Raw genomic sequence first — 20,474 nt, 5'->3', positions numbered from 1 at the left:
GGTCCTCCCCGCGCCGCCGACCGAACGGCCCCCGGCGTCCCGACGCGGGGGCCGTTCCTCGTCCGTGCCCGAATCGACCGTCCTATACCGAAAGCGACAGATGACCCGTTCCACTGCGCTCGAAGACATCGTCCCGCTCTCACCGCTGCAGCAGGGCCTGCTCTACCTGAGTACCGTTGCGGCGCCGAACGGCTCGACATCCGACGACACGGGTGCGACCGACCCCGACGCCTACACGGTGCAATCCGTGGTGCGTCTCTCGGGCGCGGTCGACGAGGAGCGGATGGCGGCCTCCGCCCAGGCGCTGCTCGACCGTCATCCGGCGCTGCGCGCGTGTTTCCGTCCCCGCAAGGACGGCCGTACGGCGGGTCTCGTCGTGTCGGGAGTGGAGAATCCCTGGCGGAGCGAGGATCTGTCCGGTCTCGAACGCGCCGAGGCGGAACGCCGGCTCCAGAGGATCGTCGAGGACGACCTGCACGAATGGTTCGACCTGACGCAACCGCCGCTCGTGCGCTGGACCTTCGTGCGGTTCGGCGCCGACGAGGTGCGCCTGCTGCTCACCGCCCACCACATCGTCGTCGACGGCTGGTCGTCCCCGATCCTGGTGCGCGAGCTGCTCGAGATCTACGCCGCCGGGGGATCGGCGTCGGGCCTGCCGTCCGTGCGCCCCTACCGCGACTACCTCGCGTGGCTCGGGCGCCAGGACCACGAGGCCGCCCGGTCGCTGTGGCGGGAGGCGCTCGACGGGGTGAGCGAGCCGTCGCTCGTGGCACCGCCGGGTGCGACCCGCTCGTCGGAACGCTGCGACGAACTCGAGGTGCCGGTCCCCGACGGGCTCGGTGCGGAGCTCGCGGAGCTCACCCGCGCGAGCGGGGTCACGCTCAACACGGTGCTGCAGACCGCGTGGGCGATGCTCCTGTCCGGTCTGCTCGGCCGCGACGACATCGTCTTCGGCGCGACGGTCTCCGGCCGACCGCCGGAACTCGGCGGCGTGGAATCGATGGTCGGACTGTTCATCAACACCGTTCCGGTGCGGGTGCGGCTCGATCCCGCCGCGACCGTCACCGAGCTGCTGCGACGCGTACAGCTCGAGCAGTCGCGCACCGTCGACCACCAGTATCTGGGCCTGTCCGAAGTGCAGCGCGCCGTCGGGATCGGTGAACTGTTCGACACCCTCACCGTCTTCGAGAGCTATCCCGTCGACCGCGACGCCCTCGAACGAGCGCAGCACGCCGGGGGAGTGACGATCACCGGCGTCGACGGACGCGACGCCACCAACTATCCGCTGGTCCTCACGGCCGGCATGTCCGACCGGCTCGTCGTCAAGATCGACCACCGCCCGTCGCTGATCGACGCGGACGAGGCCGCCGCCCTGGGCGCCCGCCTCGTCGCGATCCTCGCGGCCCTGTGTGCCCGGCCCGATGCGCCTGTCGCCGACCTCGACGTTCTGCCGCCCGCGGAACGGGAACGCGTGCTGGGCACCTGGTCCACCGCACCCGCGGCACCGTCGAGCGGCACCGTCGCCGACCTGCTCGCGCACCGGTTCACCACCGGCACCGACCGCCCCGCAGTGGTGTGCGGTGAACAGCAATCGTCGTTCGGTGAACTCGGCGCGGCCTCCGCACGACTGGCGAGGTTGCTCGTCGACCGCGGGGTGCGACCCGACGACCGGGTCGGTCTCGCGCTTCCCCGGACCGGCGCCATGGTCGACGCGATCGTCGCTGTCCTCACCTCCGGAAGCGCCTACCTGCCGCTCGACCCGTCCTATCCCGCCGACCGGCTGAAGCACATGATCACCGACGCCGCACCGCGACTGGTGATCACCACCGAGGCCGTGCGCGCGGGTCTCGGCGACGTGCTCGACGGGGCCGACGTGCTGGTCCTCGACGACCCGGACGTCGAGTCCACACTGTCGGCGCTGCCGTCCGCTCCGCTCACGGATGCGGACCGGCGCGCTCCGCTCCGCCCCGGTCATCTGGCCTACGTCGTCTACACCTCCGGCTCCACGGGTCTGCCGAAGGGCGTGGCCGTCACGCACGCCAATCTCGCCGACCTGCACGCCGCACAGGCCGCCGGGCCCATGCAAGCCGCCGGTCGTGCGCCGCGCGACGGCCAGTGGCACGTCCTGCTCACCTACCCGTTCGCCTTCGACTCGGCGGTCGCCGCGCTCACCTGGCTCTTCGAAGGCCATGTGCTGCACGTGCTTCCCGACGAGTACCGTGCCGACGTCGACCACATCGTCGACTACGTGCGCACCCACGGCATCGACTACGTCGACACCGTGCCCGTGCTCATGAACCGCCTGCTCGACGCCGGTCTCCTCGAACCGGGTGGGCACGTTCCCGCGATCGTCACCGTGGGCGGCGAAGCGGTGAGCACCGCGCTGTGGCAGCGACTCGCCGCGAGCGACGTGGTGGCGACGAACTGCTACGGACCCACCGAATGCACCGTCGACGCGACCTCCGCGCACATCGCGGGGGACACCGTGACGATCGGCGGTCCCACTCCCGGGACGAGCGTGCGGGTCCTGGACCACTGGCTGCGTCCCGTGCCCATCGGAGTGGCCGGTGAACTGTACGTCTCCGGAAACGGTGTCACCCGAGGCTATCTCGGCCGGCACGACCTGACCGCGGCGCGCTTCGTCGCCGACCCCCACGGGCCCGCGGGTGCCCGCATGTACCGCACCGGCGACGTCGTGCGCTGGACGGACGACGGCACACTCGAATACGTCGGCCGCGACGACGACCAGGTCAAGATCCGAGGATTCCGAGTGGAACCCGGCGAGATCGAGACCGCACTCACCGCGCATCCGGCCGTGCGGAACGCCGTGGTGGTCCCGCACACCGACGACCGGGGGACCACCCGCCTCGTCGGGTACATCGTCGGCGACGGACCCGACACCGCTGAGGTGCGGGCCGCGCTCGCCGACCGGTTGCCCGACTACATGGTCCCGGCCGTGCTCGTCGCTCTTCCCGTCCTTCCGCTGACGGCAAACGGCAAAGTCGATCGGAAGGCGTTGCCCGAACCCGACTTCTCGTCCCTCGCAGGTGCCGGCGAACCGCGCACCGAGACCGAGCGGACGCTGTGCGCCACCGTCGCCGACGTCCTCGGCCTCGACCGCGTGGGTGTCCACGACGACTTCTTCACCCTCGGTGGCGATTCGATCGTCTCCATCCAGCTCGTGTCGCGTCTGCGCGCGGCCGGCCTGCGCGTGACGGCCCGCCAGGTCTTCGAACTGCGCACCGCAGCCGCACTCGCCGCAGCGTGCGAGGCACCCGCCGAGGAACCCCGACGAGCCCGGACGGCGGCGACCGGACCGGTGCCCGTCACGCCGATCGTGCACGAATCCCTCGCATTCGGATCGTTCGACTCGCTGCGCCGATTCACCCAGTCCCGGACGCTCGTCGCCCCCGTCGGTCTGCGGGAGACGGATCTGGTCACGGGCGTGCGGGCGCTGCTCGCGGCCCACCCGATGCTGCGCTCGCGGTTCACCGTCGGCGACTCCGGACCGTCGTGGATCGTGCCCGAGGACATCCCGGAGGCCGCGACGCTCGTCCGGCGAGTGGATCTCTCGACCACGGAACAGGTCTCGTGGAACGATCTCATCGCCGAAGCGTCGTCGGACGCCGTCGACGCACTCGACCCCGAGGTCGGGGTCATGCTCCGCGTGGTCTTCCTCGACCCGGGACCGCAACAGGCCGGACGCATCGTCGTCGTCGCGCACCACCTCGTCGTCGACGGCGTGTCGTGGCGGATCCTGGTGCCCGACCTCGCCGGTGCCGTCTCCGCGGCCACCCGCGGGGAGACGCCAGCGCCGGAGGACACCGGGACGTCCTTCCGGGAGTGGGCGGAATCGCTCGTCGAAGCGGCCTCGTCCGAGCGGATCACCGGATCGTGGCCGGTCTGGGAATCCGCCCTCGCCGCCGAGAGTGCGCCCGCGGTGGGAAGCCGCGCCCTGGACCCGCAGCGCGACATCGTGTCGACCTCGGCGTCCGTCGAGATCGACGTACCGGTCGACGTCACCGAACGCATCCTCACCACGGTTCCGTCCGCCCTCGGTATCGGCACCGGCGATCTGCTGCTCGCGGCCCTCGCACTCGCCGTCACCGACGTCTGCGGCGGATCCGCCCTGCGAGTGCATCTCGAGGGTCACGGCCGCGAGGAACAGATCGTGCCCGGTGCCGACCTGTCGCGTACCGTCGGATGGTTCACCTCCCTGTACCCCGTGACGGTCGAACTCGGCGGAGACCGTGCGCTCGACGGTGGTGCTCCGCTCCGAGCCGTCGCCCACGCGACCGAATCGCTGAAACGCATTCCCGACAACGGAATCGCCTTCGGTCTCCTGCGTTTCCTCGGCGACGACCGCGACCGCTTCGATGGCTACCGGACCCCGGAGGTGATGTTCAACTACCTCGGCCGGATGACCCTCGGCGATACCGCCGACTCCGCGTGGTCGGCCGCACCCGAGGCGGCCGCGCTCGGTGGTTCCGTCGATCCGGCCATGCCCCTCGACCACGTCCTCGACGTCAACGCGATCACGGAGGACGGACCGGACGGACCCGCTCTCTCGGCGGTGTTCACCTACGCCACCGGTGCCCTCGACGCCGATCGGGCCCGCCGGATCGGGCAGCGCTGGCTCGCGGCACTGCACCTTCTCACCGACACGGTCTCCGGCGGTGCCGTGGGCGTCCCCGTGCCGTCGGTGCTCACGGCGTCCGGGCTGTCCGTCGACGAGGTGCTCGCACTGCACGCCGAGAATCCGGACGGCATCGAGGACATCGTGCCGCTGACACCCCTGCAGCGCGGCATGTACTTCCTGGCCGGACTGGACGAGCCGTCGGGATCGGGCAGTGTCGCCGAGGGTGTCGATGTCTACACGATGCAGACCGACCTCGCCCTCGACGGCCGCGTCGACGCCGGCACGATGCAGCGCTCGGTGCGTGCACTCGTCGACCGGCACGCCGTGCTGCGCACCGGATATCGGCTCGGCGCAGCGGGAGAACCGATCGGCGTCGTCCGTCGTACCGCCGAACCGCACTGGGAGGTCGTCGATCTCGGGACCGTCGGGCATGACGATCTCGACACGCGGGTGACGGAACTGCTGGCCACCGACCGTGCCCGCAGGTTCGATCTCGCGGCCGCACCGCTGGTGCGCTTCACGCTGGTGGTCGCGGGACCGTCGCGGGCGCGACTGCTGTTCACGATGCACCACCTCGTCTCCGACGGCTGGTCCACCCCGCTGCTCGTGCAGGAACTCCTGCAGATCTACGCCGCCGGTGGCTCCATCGCCGGACTCGCGCCCGTCGCGCCGTTCTCCGACTACCTCGACTGGCTCGGCGAACAGGACGTCGCGGCCGGTGTCGAGGTGTGGCGCGAGTTGCTCGACGGCGTGGACGAACCCACCCTCGTCGCACCGTCCGGTACGGCGCTGCGACCGGAGTTTCCCGCCGAACTGACGGTCGCCGTGCCCGGCGGACTCTCGCGACGACTCGTCGAAGCGAGCCGCGCACAGGGTGTCACGGTCAACGGACTCGTCCAGACCGCCTGGGGTCTTCTCGTCGGATCGCTCACCGGCAGAACCGATGTCGTCTTCGGTGCGATCGTCTCCGGACGCGTCCCCGACGTGCCGGGCGTGGAATCGATGATCGGCCTGTTCATCAACACCGTCCCGGTACGCGTCCGCACGCAGGCGGGGGAGTCGATCACCGATCTCGTCACGCGCACGCACGCCACACAGAACCGTGTGATGGACCACCAGTACGTGGGTCTCGCCGACATCCAGCGTGCCGTCGGGATCGGCGAACTGTTCGACACCCTGCTCGTCTTCGAGAACTATCCCGTCGACCGCGACGCCCTCGACGCGGCGCAGCGGGACGGTGGCGTGCGGGTCGGCTCCGTCGGAGGTTCGGACGCCACGAACTTCCCGCTCGTGCTGGTCGCGGGACTGGAGGACGAACTGCACCTCGGCCTCGAGTACCGGACCGATCTGTTCACCGAGGACGACGCCACCGCACTGGGGGAGCGCCTCGTCCGCATCCTCGACCAGCTCGTCGCCGAGAACCCCGGCACCGTGGCGCAACTCGATGTGCTCACGACCGCCGAGCGGGCCGGTCTGCGCAGCGACCGGTCGACGACCCCCGCGGCCCCGTCGAGCGGAGCGGCGACCGTCGCCGATCTCCTGGCGCGGCAGATCGCCCGCACCCCGCACGCACCTGCGGTGGTCGCCGACGGCACGACACTGTCGTTCGCGGAACTGGGCGAGCGATCCGCGCGACTCGCGCGGCTCCTCGTCGACGCCGGAGTCGGACCGGAGACGGTCGTGGGACTCGCGCTGCCGCGGTCCGAGCACATGGTCGTCGCGATCGCTGCGGCGATCTCGTCGGGTGGCGTGTACGTGCCGATGGACCCGTCCTATCCGCAGGATCGACTGGCGCACATGGTGTCCGACTCCCGGCCACAGGTGATCGTCACGGTCGCCTCGGTTCTCGACGGTATCGTCCCCGTCGCAGGCGATACGAGGATCGTGGTGCTCGACGACCCCGGCCTGCAGCGACAACTCGGTGGATTCTCCACCGCCCCGATGACCGACGCCGACAGGCTCGGTGCGCTGCGCCCGCACAACGGCGTGTACGTCATCTACACCTCCGGTTCGACCGGACTGCCGAAGGGCGTCGCGGTCACGCACGCGAACCTGCTCAACCTGTTCGAGAGTCACCGCGCGGATCTCTACGTCCCGACCGTCGCGGCGTCCGGACGCGATTCCGTCGGCGTCGGGCACGCGTGGTCGTTCGGTTTCGACGCCTCGTGGCAGCCGACCCTGTGGTTGCTCGACGGACACACGGTGCACGTCTTCGACGAGGACACCATGCGTGATCCCGAACGGATGGTCGCATACACGCTCGAGCACGAACTCGACTTCCTCGAGGTCACCCCGTCCTTCCTCGACCGCATGCTCGCGGCCGGACTGTACGAGAGCGGACACCGCCCCGCCTCCGTCGGATTCGGTGGCGAGGCAGTCAATCCGGCGTCGTGGCAGCGACTGCGGGAGCTGACCGACGGGCGCGCCTTCAACCTCTACGGACCGACCGAATGCACCGTGGACTCGCTCATCGGGGCCGTCACCGACGCCGACACACCGTGCCTCGGCCGGGCCGTGTACGGCGCCGGCGCGTACGTCCTCGACGCGATGCTCCGGCCCGTCCCGATGGGTGTGGTCGGCGAACTGTACGTCTCCGGTGCCGGTGTCGCCCGCGGATATCTCGGCCGACCCGACCTCACGACGGTGCGGTTCGTGCCGAATCCTTTCGCCGACGACGGCACCCGTATGTACCGCACCGGCGACCTCGTCCGGCGGGTGCGTGGTGCCGACGGCCGGCCCGTGCTCGAATTCCTCGGCCGCGGCGACGATCAGGTCAAGATCCGCGGCTTCCGGGTCGAACTCGGTGAGGTGGAGGCCGCGCTGACCGCGGTGCGCGGGGTGCGGGACGCGGTCGTGAACGCGCACACCGACAGTCGTGGAGTGACGCGTCTGGTCGGCTACGTGACCCCGGACGGTGCCGTCGATCCGGCGGTCGTCCGTGCCGCCGTTACCGAGCGTCTGCCCGACTACATGGTGCCCGCCGTGGTGCTCGTGCTCGACGCCTTCCCCGTCACCGCCAACGGCAAGGTCGACCGGAAGGCGTTGCCCGAGCCGGACTTCTCGTCGCTGGTCGGTGCGCGTGCACCGCGTACCGACACCGAGCGGGTCCTGGCGGGACTCGTCGCGGACGTGCTCGGACTCGAACGGGTGGGGATCGACGACGATTTCTTCTCCCTCGGTGGCGACTCGATCGTCTCGATCCAGCTCGTGTCGAAGGTCCGGGCGGCAGGGCTGTGGATCACCACGCGTCAGGTGATCGAGCTGCGCACCGTCGAGGCACTCGCGGCCGCGATCGACAGTGGCGGCGGACAGACCCGTCCGGTAGCCGTCGGCGACGTGGCGGGCGAGGTGACCGTCACGCCGATCGTGTGGGACACCCTCGAGCAGTGGACGGGGTTGTCCCGGTTCTCGCAGGCGCGACTGCTCGTCGCGCCGGTCGGGCTCACGCTCGACACCCTGCGTACCGCGGTCGAGGCACTCGTGGCCGCCCATCCGATGCTGCGCTCGACCTTCCGTGTCGACGACGAAGGCCGACCGTCGTGGACGGTCCCCGAGACCGTTCCCGACCTCACCGCAGCCGTGCGGCGCGTCGACGCCACGGGCCGGGACTGGGACGAGTTGTTCGACGAGGAGCGTGAGAACGCCTACGCCGCACTCGATCCCGAGAACGGGATGATGGTGCAGATCGTGTGGTTCGACTTCGGGCCGCAGCAGGCCGGACGCGTCCTGATCGTCGTGAACCACCTCGTGGTGGACGGCGTGTCGTGGCGGATCCTCGTCCCCGACCTCGCCGACGCCGTCGAACAGGCCGAGCGCGGGGAGCCGGTGACCCTGCCGTCGAGCGGCACACCCTTCCGGGTGTGGGCGGACGAACTCGCGAACGCCGCACGCTCGGAGCAGATCACCGCGTCGTGGTCGGCCTGGCAGCGCGCCGTCGACGCCGACGAACCGATGCTCGGTTCGCGCCCGCTCGACCCGGCACGCGACACCGTCCTCTCGACCCGGTCGACCCGCGTGCAACTGCCCGTCGACGTCACCGAACGGGTACTGGCCGCGGACGTCGTCGACGACATCCTGCTCTCGGCCCTCGCCGTCGCGGTGGCGTCGGTCCGGGGCGGCGACCAGGTCCGCATCGACCTCGAGGGACACGGCCGGGAGGAGCAGGTGGTCCCCGGTGCCGACCTGTCGCGCACGGTCGGCTGGTTCACGTCGATGTATCCGGTGACGGTGGATCTGGCGGAGGTCGACGTGGCGTCCGCGTCCCGGGACACCGACGCCGCGGGCGCGGCGCTGCGTGCGGTGGCCCGCGCGTCGCGGGAACGACCCGACAACGGCATCGGCTTCGGCCTGCTGCGTCGACTGAACCCGGACTTCGGCGACCGCTTCGCCCGGTACGTGCCGCCGGCCGTCGTCTTCAACTACCTCGGTCGGCTCACGCTCGGCGAGGCGTCGGGCAGCCCGTGGTCGGGTGCACCGGGCGCCGCTGCGATCGGGGGTTCGGTGGATCCGGACATGCCGCTCGACCACGTCCTGCAGGTGGACGCGATCACCGAGGACACCCCGGACGGCGCGGTTCTGGAATGCGAGTTCGCCGCCGCAGCGGACGTGGTCGACGCGGACACGCTCGCCGAGATCGCGCGGATCTGGCAGGACACGGTGCAGGTCGTCGTCGCCGCGAGAGAACTCACCGGCACCGCTTACTAGGGCATAGCGCCTGCACATCGAAAGAAGGAGAACACCATGCTCGATCGCACTACCGTCCTCGCCGACACCGCCCGGATCCTGGACATCGACGTCGACGAACTCGACCCCTCGGCGAGCCTCGTCGACCAGGGACTCGACTCCGTCCGGCTGATGGCCCTCGTGGAACAGTGGCGCAGCGCCGGCGTCGAGGTCGACTTCGTGGATCTCGCCTCCGCCCCCGACCTCGAGCAGTGGATCGCGCTGCTCACCCGCGGATGAGCGGGTGATCGTGGCCGTCTTCGAGAAGCTCCTCATCGACCTCGACCCGCTGCGGACCAGCCGCGAGTTCCGGTACCTGTTCACCGCACGCGTCGTGTCGCTGCTCGGTCTCGGTTTCCTCATCGTGGCCGTGCCCGTGCAGGTGTACCAGCTCACCGGCTCGACGGCGCAGGTCGCCGCCGTCTCCGCGGTGATCGGTGTGACCACCTTCGGGGCCACCTTCGCGGGCGGGGTGCTCGCCGACCGGTACGACCGGCGGAACGTCATCGCCCTCGCCCGCGGCACCGCGGGCGTCGCCTTCGCGCTGCTGGCGATCAACGCGTTCCTGCCCGAACCGCAGATGTGGGCGATCTACGTGCTCGCCGTCGTCGACGGCATCGCGGGCGGGATCTCGTCGACCGCGCTCATGGCGGTAACCCCCAGCCTGATCCCGCGCGACAAGCTCGCCGCGGCCGGCGCGCTCATGGCGCTGACCGCCGACCTCGGCTCCATGATCGGCCCGGCGCTCGGCGGTGTCGTCATCGCCGCCGGTGGTGTGGGTGTGGCCTACGCGCTCGCGGCGTTCACCACGGCGATCACCACCTTCTGCATCACCCGCCTGCCGTCGCTGCCGCCGACGCACGTGGCGGAGGAATCACCGCTGAAGTCTGTGGTGTCGGGCTTCCGGTACGCGGCACACAACCGCGTGGTGGGGCAGGTGCTGATCGTCGGATTCCTCGCGATGCTGCTGTCCGGCTGGGCCGTGCTGATCCCGGAGTTCGCCGACGAGGTGCTCGGCGTCGGACCGTCGGTGGTCGGCCTGCTCTACACCGCACCCGCCGTCGGAGCCGTGGTCGGCTCGCTGACCAGCGGCTGGACCGGCTCGATCCGCCGGTACGGGCTGGTGGTGTACCTACTCATGGCGGTCTCCGCCGCGGGTCTGGTGGGTGCCGGCGCGACCGGCGTCCTCGCCGTCGTGCTGCTCGGCCTCGCCGCGCACGGTTTCGGCGACTCGCTCGCGGACGTCGTGCGGTACGCGACCGTCCAGCGCAACACCTCCGACGAGTACCGCGGACGGATCGCGGCCGTGTGGGGCGCGCAGGTGACGGCCGGTACCTCCGTCGGCGCGGTCGCGGCGGGCGTCGTGGCCTCGCTGGTGCCGATCTCGATGGCCCTGACCGTCTACGGCGTGGCCGGTGTGGTGATCATCGCGATCATGTTCGTCGCGACCCCGACGCTGCGGCGGTTCGAGGACGCGGGCGATCTCGAAGCTGTGGGCTGACCTGCGGCTCGGCGAGCGGGGCCGGGGTGATCCCCGGCCCCGTCTTCGCGTCGATCAGCGCTTTCGCGTCATACCCGTCCGTCGCGCGCCCAGGCCTCCACGGCCGAATACCCTTCGCTGACGCCCTGGGTGTAGGCGACGAGCGCGCCGTACAGCCGGGATCCCTCGGCGGCGAGCTCGATGGTGCCCACCCAGTCGGCAGCGCGTGCCATGACGTGCGCGGAGATGTCCTGCCGGTCGCGGGTCGCGGACGACACGATCCGGAACGCCTCGTCGGCGATCCGGAAGGTCTCGGCGACACCGCGCCAGAAGTACTCCGCGTCCATGGCAGAGCGCAGCGACTCGTAATCCGTCGTGTCCTGCATCGCCGTGGCGTGTGCCAGTCGCTGCAGAGCATGCTCCGCAGCCCCGACGGGGAAGTACGTCACGTCGTCGATGGTGTCCTTGCCGCCGCTTGTCGTTCTCACCGCAGAGATGGTGCCCGATCTCGAGCGAATACGAAACAGCGCGTAGGTAACGGTATAGGCACGCGGCGTGTCGCCTACCCGGCCGCCACCGGACGGTTCGGGATCAGGCACACGCACGACACCAGCAGGACGGCGCAGACCAGAACGGCGACGAACACCGGCGCCACGGACGCCGCCAGTTGCGCCGCGTCGGGAGCCCCCGTGGTGGTCTCGTCCGCCACTGCACCACCGAGGGCCGCGTTGGCGAGCGCACCGAACACCGCCACTCCGACCGCGCTGCCGATCGCGCGGGCGAAGGCGTTCGCCCCCGTGACGACGCCCCGCTCGGACCACTCGACACTCGACTGCGCCGCGATCAGCGACGGGCTGGCGATCAACCCCATCCCGAGACCGACGAGGACGCAGCAGACCGCGACCTGCCAGGGAGCCGAATCCTTCCCGACCTGCGTCAACAGTGCCGCGCCGCAGAGCAGCGGCACCGCACCCACCAGGCCGGTGTTGCGGAAACCGATCCGCAGGTAGAGCCGGCCCGACTGCGCCGCGGCGATCGGCCAGCCGATCGTCATCGTCGCCAGCGTGAAGCCCGCGACGAGCGCCGTGGTCCCCAGCGCGCCCTGCACGAACGACGGAACGTACGAGGTCAGACCCAGCACGACCGCACCCACCAGGCACGACACCGCGCTGGTGGTGACGAGCACCCGACGGGTGAACAGGCGGATCGGCAGGATCGGCTCGGCCGCCCGGGACTCGATCCACACGAACACCACGATCAGCGTCGCGCCCGCGCCGAAGATGCCGATGCTCGCCGCCGACGTCCACGCCCACGACTGGCCGCCCTCGAGCAGACCGAGGATCAACAGGGCGGCGCCCGCCGCGAGGGTCGCCGCGCCGGCCCAGTCCACCCGCGGTCGTGGTCCGGCCGGTTTCTCCTCGCGGAAGTTGCGGACGAGCACCCACGCCGCGAGGGCACACAACGGCAGGTTGACCCAGAAGATCCACCGCCACGACAGGAAGTCGGCGAAGATGCCTCCCACGGCCGGGCCGACCACCGCCGACATACCCCACACGCTGGCCAGATAGCCCTGCGCCTTGGCCCGCTCGGCGACCGTGTAGATGTCCCCGGCGATCGTCTGCGCCATCGGCAGCACCGCACCGGCGCCGAGTCCCTGCACCGCGCGGAACGCGATCAGCGCCGGCATGCTCCACGCCACCGCGCACAGCACCGAACCCGCCGCGAACACCCCGATCCCGAACAACAACAGCGGAGTGCGGCCGAAGACGTCGGAGAGTTTGCCGTAGACCGGGACGAGCACCGCCTGCGTGAGCAGGTAGGCGGAGAACAACCACGGGAACTGCGTGAAGCCGCCCAGGTCCGCGACGATCGTCGGGACCGCGGTGGCCAGGATGGTGCTCTCGAGCGCCACGAGGGAGGTGGCGAGCATCAGAGCGATGAGGATCGGGCCCCGTTCGGACCTGAACCCGACGTCCACTCGCGACGATGCGGCCATGCCACTCCTGTTCTCACTCTCGCGTCGCTGTTCCGTCGTGCTGTGACCGAGTGGGATATCCGCCACGGGTTGCGGTACGCCCACTCGATGAGCACTAGGGTGTCAGCGTGCGTCCTTCACTCGAGTCCTACCAACACCTCGCCGGCGGCAAGGTGCGTGATCTGTACGTGATCGACGACGAGCACCTGCTCCTCGTCGCCAGTGACCGGATCTCGGCCTACGATCACGTGCTCGAGACCCGGATCCCCGACAAGGGGCGGGTCCTCACTGCGATGAGCGTGTTCTTCTTCAAGCTGCTCGACGCCACCAACAACCATCTCGCGGGAGAACCCGACGACGAGCGTATCCCCGAGGAGGTCCTCGGCCGCGCACTCGTGGTCAAGCGCCTCGAGATGGTGCCCGTCGAGTGCGTCGCCCGCGGCTTCCTCACCGGCTCCGGCCTGCTCGACTACCAGGCCACGGGCTCCGTCTGCGGGGTCGCCCTGCCCGAGGGCCTCGTCGAGGCCAGCAGGCTGCCCGAGCCGATCTTCACCCCGGCCAGCAAGGCCGCGCTCGGCGACCACGACGAGAACATCTCGTTCGACGACGTCGTCGAGAAGGTCGGGCTCAACCTGGCGATGAAGCTGCGCCAGGACACGCTCGACATCTACGACCGCGCCGCGATGTACGCCTCCGAACGCGGCATCCTGCTCGCCGACACCAAGTTCGAGTTCGGTCTCGACAAGGCCGGCAACCTGGTGCTCGCCGACGAGGTCCTCACTCCGGATTCGTCCCGCTACTGGGACGCGAACGAGTACGAGGAGGGCAAAGTGCAGCCCAGCTTCGACAAGCAGATCGTTCGGAACTGGCTCACCGGACCCGAATCGGGCTGGGACCGCGCCTCCGACACCCCGCCCCCGCCGCTGCCGCAGTACGTCGTCGACAGGACGCGTGCCCGCTACATCGAGGCGTACGAACGTATTTCGGGAATGTCCTTCGACGATTGGATCGGCTGACCGCATATGACCTCCTCGAAGATCACTCCGCCGGTCGCGAAGAAGGTGCCGCTCGAGCGCACCCACCACGGGCACACCTTCGTCGATGACTACGAATGGCTGCGCGACAAGAACGACTCCGAGGTCGTCGCGTACCTGGAAGCGGAGAACTCGTACACCGAGGCGCAGACGGAGCATCTCGCTCCGCTGCGTGAGGCGATCTTCGAGGAGATCAGGTCGCGCACCCAGGAGACCGACATGTCGGTCCCCACCCGGATGGGCGACTGGTGGTACTACGCCCGCACCGTCGAGGGCAAGCAGTACGCGATCCAGTGCCGGTGCCCGATCACCGACGCCGACGACTGGACACCGCCCGACGTCACGCCTGGTGTGGAACTCCCCGGCGAGCAGGTGCTCCTCGACGGCAACGTCGAGTCGGAAGGGCACGAGTTCTTCTCGCTCGGGGCGTTCTCGATCAGCCACGACGGCACGCTGCTCGCGTACTCGACCGACGTCGTGGGCGACGAGCGCTACACCCTGCGCATCAAGGACCTCACCACCGGTGAGATGCGGGCGGACGAGATCCCCGGCACCGCACCGGGAGCGACGTGGGCGCTCGACCACAGCCACGTCTTCTACCAGACGGTCGACGAGTCGTGGCGGCCCGACACCGTCTGGCGGCACAAGCTCGGCACCTCCGTCGACGAGGACGTGAAGGTCTTCCACGAACCCGACGAGCGGTACTGGGTGTCGATCGGTTCGACCCGCAGCGAGAAGTACCTCATGATCTGGGTCGGCTCGAAGATCACCACCGAGGGATGGGTGCTCGAATCCGAGAACCCCACAGGCGAATTCCGCGTGATCCTGCCGCGCCGCGAAGGTGTCGAGTACGGTGCCGAGCACGCCGTGATCGCCGGTGAGGACCGCTTCCTGATCCTGCACAACGACGTCGACCCCGAGACGGGGGAGAAGGCCGAGAACTTCGTCCTCGCCGAGGCTCCCGTCGACGACCCGTCCGCGCTGCGCACTCTGATCGAGCACCGGCACGACGTGCGCCTCGAGGACGTCGACGCGTTCGAGGGACACCTCGTGCTCGGCTACCGCCGCGAAGCCCTCACCCGACTCGCGGTGTGGCCGTTGACCGACGAGGGCTACGGCAAGCTCACCGAACTCGAGTTCGACGAGGAACTCTTCGCCGTCGGACCGGGCGCGAACCCCGAATGGACCCAGCCCACACTGCGTCTGGGCTACACGTCGTTCATCACCCCGAGCCGGGTCTACGACTACACCGTGAGCACCGGTGAGCTGAAGCTGCTCAAGTCGCAGCCGGTGCTCGGCGAGTTCGACCCGACGCTCTACGAGCAGCGCCGCGAGTGGGCGACCGCCGAGGACGGCACGAAGATCCCGCTGTCGATCGTCGCGCGCAAGGGCACCCCCGAGAACGCGCCCACGCTGCTGTACGGCTACGGCTCGTACGAGGCCAGCATCGACCCGGCCTTCTCCGTCGCACGCCTGTCGCTGCTCGACCGGGGCATGGTCTTCGCGGTCGCGCACGTGCGCGGCGGCGGCGAGATGGGCCGGCACTGGTACGAGAACGGCAAGTCGCTGACGAAGAAGAACACCTTCACCGACTTCGTGGCGTGCGCGCGGCACCTGATCGACGCCGGCGTCACGAGCCCGGAGAAGCTGGTCGCCGACGGCGGCAGTGCCGGTGGCCTGCTCATGGGTGCGGTCGCGAACATCGCACCCGAGCTGTTCGCGGGCATCCTCGCGAACGTCCCGTTCGTCGACCCGCTCACCTCGATCCTCGATCCGTCCTTGCCGCTCACGGTGATCGAATGGGACGAGTGGGGCAACCCGCTCGAGAACCCAGAGGTGTACGAGTACATGCGCTCGTACAGCCCCTACGAGAACGTCGAGGCCAAGGACTACCCGGCGATTCTCGCGATCACCAGCATCAACGACACCCGCGTGCTCTACGTCGAACCCGCCAAGTGGGTCGCCAAGCTGCGCGCGACGAAGACCGGCGATGCCCCCTTGCTGCTCAAGACGGAGATGAGCGCGGGGCACGGCGGTGTGTCGGGTCGCTACGAGAAGTGGCGCGAGGTCGCGTTCGAGTTCGCGTGGGTGCTCGAGACATCCGGCGCCTACCGCGCGGAGGCTTCCGCGCAGTAGCCTGCACCCCGAGGGCACGTCGGTGGAACAGGGGAGGTGACCGGTGCGGTCGATCCGGCTCGAAACGGAACTGCCCACCTCGGCCGATCGGGTGTGGGAGGCGATGCTCTCGCCCGTCACCTTCCTGTACGTCGTCCGAGGTCTGTTCGGGATGCCGGCGCTGGCCGGTCGCGCCACGCCGCTACAGGAGGGCGAGCGCGGCAGCGGGTGGGTGTGGGTCCTCCACGTGCTCCCGGCCTACCGTCACACGATCGAGGTCGTCGAGGTCGATCCGGCGACCCGCACCGTTCGCACCCGTGAACACGGTGGGGTGCTGCGGCAGTGGAACCACACCCTGCACGTCGAGCCCGCAGGTGAGCGCCGGTGCCGGTACAGCGACGTCGTCGACATCGACGCCGGACGTCTGACGCCGGTCGCCGTCGCGGTGGCCGGGGTGTTGTTCCGGTACCGGCAGCGGCGCTGGCATCGGCTCGTCCGCAAGCACTACCTGCCGTGAGCTACTCGTATCCGCTCGCGTTTTCGCTATTCGCCGCAGCAATTCGCTGGTTGTCAGGATGACGAAGTGTGTAGCGGATGCACGACCGCTCACCTGCGCAGTTCGTACCGGACCTGGGGCCGGCCGGCGCGGCCGTACTCGGTGATGCGGGTCGCGGCTCCGTCGTCGGCGAGCCGTTCGAGGTAACGCCACGCCGTGACGCGTGAGACCCCCACGGCCGAGCCGACTTCCGCGGCGGTGCGCGGGCCGTCGGCGTCGTGGAGGAAATCGGTGATCTTCGACAGCGTGTCGGGGGAGATGCCCTTGGGGGTCGACGGGCGGGAACTGCTCGTGCGCAGGGCCGCCATGGCGCGGTCGATGTCGTGCTGACCCGCCGCCGTCTCCGCGTCGCGCAGCGCCGAACGATAGGCCACGTACTGTTCGAGCTTGTCCTGCAGCGCCGCGAAGGTGAACGGCTTGAGCAGATACAACACCACCCCCCGCGCGACCGCCGTCCGCACGACCTCCAGATCGCGGTTCGATGTGACGGCGATGATGTCGGGGCTCGGACGACCGGCACTCAGGCGCGCGGCGACCTCGAGGCCGTTCGTGTCGGGGAGTCCGATGTCGAGCAGCACCAGGTCCACCGGTGTTCCCGCCCGCGCCGCCGACGCGACCGCCCGCACGGCGTCGCGGCCCGTGTGCGCGACGCCCATCACCTCGAATCCCTCCACCCTGCCGACGTATTCGCGGTGGGCCTCGGCGATGAGCGGATCGTCCTCGACGACGAGCACCCGGATCACGACGCGCCTCCGAGAGGGATCTCGGCGACGATCATCGAACCCAGCGACGGTTCGGTGCGCAGGGTGCCACCGTGACGGGCGACGACCTGGGCGACGAGCGCGAGTCCGAGACCGCGCTGCTCGGACTTGGTGGAGTAGCCGCGCTGCATGGCCCGGGCCAGCACTTCCGGTGACATCCCCGGCCCGCTGTCGGCGACCTCGACGACCATCGACGAATCCTCCTGGCGCACAGTCACCTCCACCCACGGATCGTCCGACGCATGGGAGGCGTCGATGGCATTGTCGATGAGATTCCCGACGAGAGTGACGATATCGCGCGGCGGGATCGGAACCGGACCGAGTTCCGTGTCGTCGGTGACGGTCAGTTCCACACCTCGTTCGGCGGCCTCGTCGATCTTGCCGAGCAGCAGTGCCGACAGCGCCGGTTCGTGGACGGCGCCGGTCAGCCTGTCGATCAGGTGCTGGGACACCGCCAGTTCCTGCGTCGCGAAGGCGACCGCCTCGTCCGGCCGGCCGAGTTCGACCATCGTGATGATGGTGTGCAGGCGGTTCGCCGACTCGTGTGCCTGCGCCCGCAGCGACTCGGCGAACCCGCGGACCGAGTCGAGTTCGCCCAGGACACCGCGTAGTTCGGTGTGGTCGCGGAGAGTGACGACCGTACCGATGCGTCGCCGGTTCCACACCACCGCATCGCTGTTCACCACCAGGACCCGGTCGCGGGTCAGGTGCACCTCGTCGCGTGCCTCGTCGGCGACGGCGAGTTCGCGCACCGTCGCGGGCAGACCGTCGAACTCCACCGCGCCGACGGGTTCCAACCCGAGCAGCCGGCGGGCCTCGTCGTTGACGATGTCGACGCGAGGGGAACCGTCGGCGGTGCCGAACACCAGCAGTCCCTCACCGATCGAGTGCAGGACGGCGTCGTGGTGTTCGTACATGCGCCGCAGCTGGTCGGGATTCAGGCCGAGGGTCTGCCGGCGGAGCCTCCGGGAGATGAGATAGCCACCCGCCGCGGTGACCCCGAGCCCGGCCGCCACCAGGCCGAGGATGCCCGGCAGGCTCCGCACGAAGTTCTCGGCGATCCTCTCCCGCGTCACCCCGACCGACACGAACCCGACGAGCGTGCCGTCGTCGTAGACGGGGGCGATGGTGCGTATCGACGGGCCCAGGCTGCCGGTGTACGTCTCGGTGAACGGCGTGCCCGAGCGGGCCTCGTCGGTGTGACCCGTGTAGGGGAGTCCGATCTGCTCCGGGACCGGGTGTGTCACACGGATGCCCTCGGGGTCCACGACGACGACGAAGTCCACCCCGGTCGCCTCACGGATCTGCTCGGCGCGGGGTTGGAGCGCTGCCGTCGGATCAGGAGAGACCAATCCGTCCGAGACCTCCGGGAAGAGCGCGGCGGTCACTGCGATATCCGTCACGGTGCGGCGCGTGGCCTCGTCGGCGTCGCGGCGTTCGTCGACGACGATGAGCGCACCCGCCACGATCGCTACCACCGTGAACACCACCAGTTGGAGGATGAGCAGCTGGCCCGCCACACTCATCGGCGGTCTCGCCTCGCGACGGTTCACCGGTCACCTCCCGTGAACACTATGTACACAAACTTCTCCCGCAGTGAGCGGACCACCACCATTTCCTGTGTGGACGTGATGCCGGTCACCGCCCGGGCGCGGAGAGGCCCTACCAGGGTCCCGTAGTACCCGACCGAACCACGGTCGATTCCCGAGTCCCCGCCGGTGCGTCACCGCATCCCGTTATCCGTGAACATCGCGCGACGAGCCCGCGCATGATCGAAGGGCACCCCATGAGCACCAGCACCGAACGCGACGGGAAACGCCGCGACCGTACCCACTGGCTGTACATCGGCGTCATCATCGCTGTCGTCGCCGGTATCGCCGTCGGATGGCTGGCCCCGGAGACGGGCAAGTCGCTCGGTGTCCTCGGCACCATGTTCGTGGACCTGATCAAGATGATGATCAGCCCGGTGATCTTCTGCACCATCGTGCTCGGTATCGGGTCGGTCCGGGCCGCGGCGAGTGTCGGCCGGATCGGCGGACTCGCGCTGATCTATTTCGTGGGCATGTCGACCGTGGCACTCGCGATCGGCCTCGGTGTGGGCAACCTGCTCGACCCGGGATCGGGTCTGACCCTCGATCCGGCCAACGCCGGTTCGGGTGCCGAACTCGCCGAGAAGGCACACGCGGCGGGCGGCACCGTCGACTTCATCGCGTCGATCATCCCGACCTCCCTGCTCTCCGCACTCACCGCCGGCAGCGTCCTGCAGACCCTGTTCGTGGCGCTGCTCGTCGGCTTCGCGATCCAGGGCATCGGCAAGTCGGGTGAACCGATCCTCCGCGGCATCGCCCACCTGCAGAAGCTCGTCTTCCGCATCCTGACGATGATCCTGTGGCTCGCCCCGATCGGTGCGTTCGGCGCCATCGCCAACGTCGTCGGTCAGACCGGACTGAGCGCGGTCCTGCAGCTCGGTGTGCTGATGATCGCCTTCTACCTCACGTGCGTCGTGTTCGTCTTCGGCGTCCTCGGATCGCTGCTGCGGGCCGTCGCCGGTGTCTCGGTGTTCAAGCTCGTGAAGTACCTCGCCCGCGAGTACCTGCTCATCTTCGCGACGTCGTCGTCGGAGTCCGCGCTGCCGCGTCTGATCGCCAAGATGGAGCACCTCGGTGTCCAGCGCACCACCGTCGGCGTGGTCGTGCCCACCGGTTACTCGTTCAACCTGGACGGCACCGCGATCTATCTGACGATGGCTGCTCTGTTCGTCTCCGACGCGATGGGCAGCCCGCTGAACATGGGCGAGCAGCTCTCGCTCCTGCTGTTCATGATCGTTGCCTCGAAGGGCGCGGCCGGGGTCACCGGTGCGGGCCTGGCCACTCTGGCCGGTGGGCTGCAGAGCCACCGTCCCGACCTGCTCGACGGTGTCGGCCTGATCGTCGGTGTCGACCGGTTCATGTCCGAGGCGCGAGCCGTCACCAACTTCTCCGGCAACGCCATCGCGACCCTGCTCATCGGCACCTGGACCCGGTCGGTGGACCGTGACCGCGTCGACGAGGTGCTCAGCGGACGGCTGCCGTTCGACGAGAGCATGATGGTCGACGATCACGAGCCCGCTCCCGAGCGCGAACCGGCGAACCTGGAGAAGGTCTCCGTCTGATCCGGCATCCGCTACGACAATGGCTGTCCGCTACGGAAATT

General features: G+C 69.6%; 11 protein-coding genes. 7 read left to right on the top strand and 4 right to left on the bottom strand.

Annotated features, from left to right (window positions below; all coding sequences use genetic code 11):
• Positions 1-100: 100 nt before the first annotated feature.
• From ACLBYD_RS21025 to entS, 3 genes are read left to right on the top strand one after another with little or no spacing between them, the layout of a single operon-like run.
• Positions 101-9,343 (top strand): amino acid adenylation domain-containing protein, encoded by a 9,243-nt coding sequence (locus ACLBYD_RS21025; protein ID WP_447817955.1) that lies wholly within the window; start codon positions 101-103, stop codon positions 9,341-9,343.
• Positions 9,344-9,379: 36 nt separating this feature from the next.
• Entirely contained in the window at positions 9,380-9,601 is a 222-nt protein-coding gene (locus ACLBYD_RS21020) for a phosphopantetheine-binding protein (protein ID WP_059382429.1), read from the top strand.
• Positions 9,602-9,611: 10 nt separating this feature from the next.
• Positions 9,612-10,862, top strand: a complete 1,251-nt coding sequence (gene entS, locus ACLBYD_RS21015; protein WP_447817954.1) for an enterobactin transporter EntS — start codon at positions 9,612-9,614, stop codon at positions 10,860-10,862.
• Positions 10,863-10,930: 68 nt separating this feature from the next.
• Here the strand turns inward: entS and ACLBYD_RS21010 are convergent, their stop codons facing one another.
• Both ACLBYD_RS21010 and ACLBYD_RS21005 read right to left on the bottom strand, forming a co-directional pair.
• Positions 10,931-11,329 (bottom strand): hypothetical protein, encoded by a 399-nt coding sequence (locus tag ACLBYD_RS21010; RefSeq protein ID WP_447817953.1) that lies wholly within the window; start codon positions 11,327-11,329, stop codon positions 10,931-10,933.
• Positions 11,330-11,403: 74 nt separating this feature from the next.
• Positions 11,404-12,837, bottom strand: coding sequence for an MDR family MFS transporter (locus ACLBYD_RS21005; RefSeq protein WP_447817952.1), 1,434 nt, complete (start codon positions 12,835-12,837; stop codon positions 11,404-11,406).
• Positions 12,838-12,944: 107 nt separating this feature from the next.
• Here ACLBYD_RS21005 and ACLBYD_RS21000 point away from each other — a divergent pair, with 107 nt between their 5' ends.
• The 3 genes from ACLBYD_RS21000 to ACLBYD_RS20990 all read left to right on the top strand — a co-directional run bounded on the left by ACLBYD_RS21000 (position 12,945) and on the right by ACLBYD_RS20990 (position 16,482).
• Entirely contained in the window at positions 12,945-13,832 is an 888-nt protein-coding gene (locus ACLBYD_RS21000; protein WP_447817951.1) for a phosphoribosylaminoimidazolesuccinocarboxamide synthase, read from the top strand.
• A 6-nt stretch (positions 13,833-13,838) separates the two neighbouring features.
• Complete coding sequence (locus ACLBYD_RS20995) at positions 13,839-15,986, top strand: S9 family peptidase (RefSeq protein ID WP_447817950.1); 2,148 nt, start codon at positions 13,839-13,841, stop codon at positions 15,984-15,986.
• 103 nt (positions 15,987-16,089) lie between these two features.
• Complete coding sequence (locus ACLBYD_RS20990; RefSeq protein ID WP_447818001.1) at positions 16,090-16,482, top strand: hypothetical protein; 393 nt, start codon at positions 16,090-16,092, stop codon at positions 16,480-16,482.
• A gap of 89 nt (positions 16,483-16,571) precedes the next feature.
• On the opposite strand, the gene ACLBYD_RS20985 is transcribed toward ACLBYD_RS20990, so the two are convergent.
• A complete protein-coding gene (locus tag ACLBYD_RS20985; RefSeq protein WP_447817949.1) occupies positions 16,572-17,264 on the bottom strand; it encodes a response regulator in 693 nt (230 codons plus the stop codon).
• Positions 17,261-18,808: a sensor histidine kinase gene (locus ACLBYD_RS20980; RefSeq protein WP_447817948.1), complete on the bottom strand. Its 1,548-nt coding sequence runs from the start codon at positions 18,806-18,808 to the stop codon at positions 17,261-17,263. Before ACLBYD_RS20980 ends, ACLBYD_RS20985 begins: the two co-directional genes overlap by 4 nt.
• A 260-nt stretch (positions 18,809-19,068) precedes the next feature.
• Here ACLBYD_RS20980 and ACLBYD_RS20975 point away from each other — a divergent pair, with 260 nt between their 5' ends.
• Complete coding sequence (locus ACLBYD_RS20975; protein ID WP_447817947.1) at positions 19,069-20,433, top strand: cation:dicarboxylate symporter family transporter; 1,365 nt, start codon at positions 19,069-19,071, stop codon at positions 20,431-20,433.
• Positions 20,434-20,474: the final 41 nt, after the last annotated feature.

The sequence above is a fragment of the Rhodococcus sp. C26F genome (genome assembly GCF_053345925.1).
The sequence above is the reverse complement of the archived record's forward strand: the minus strand, read 5'-3'. Positions and strand labels throughout refer to the sequence as shown.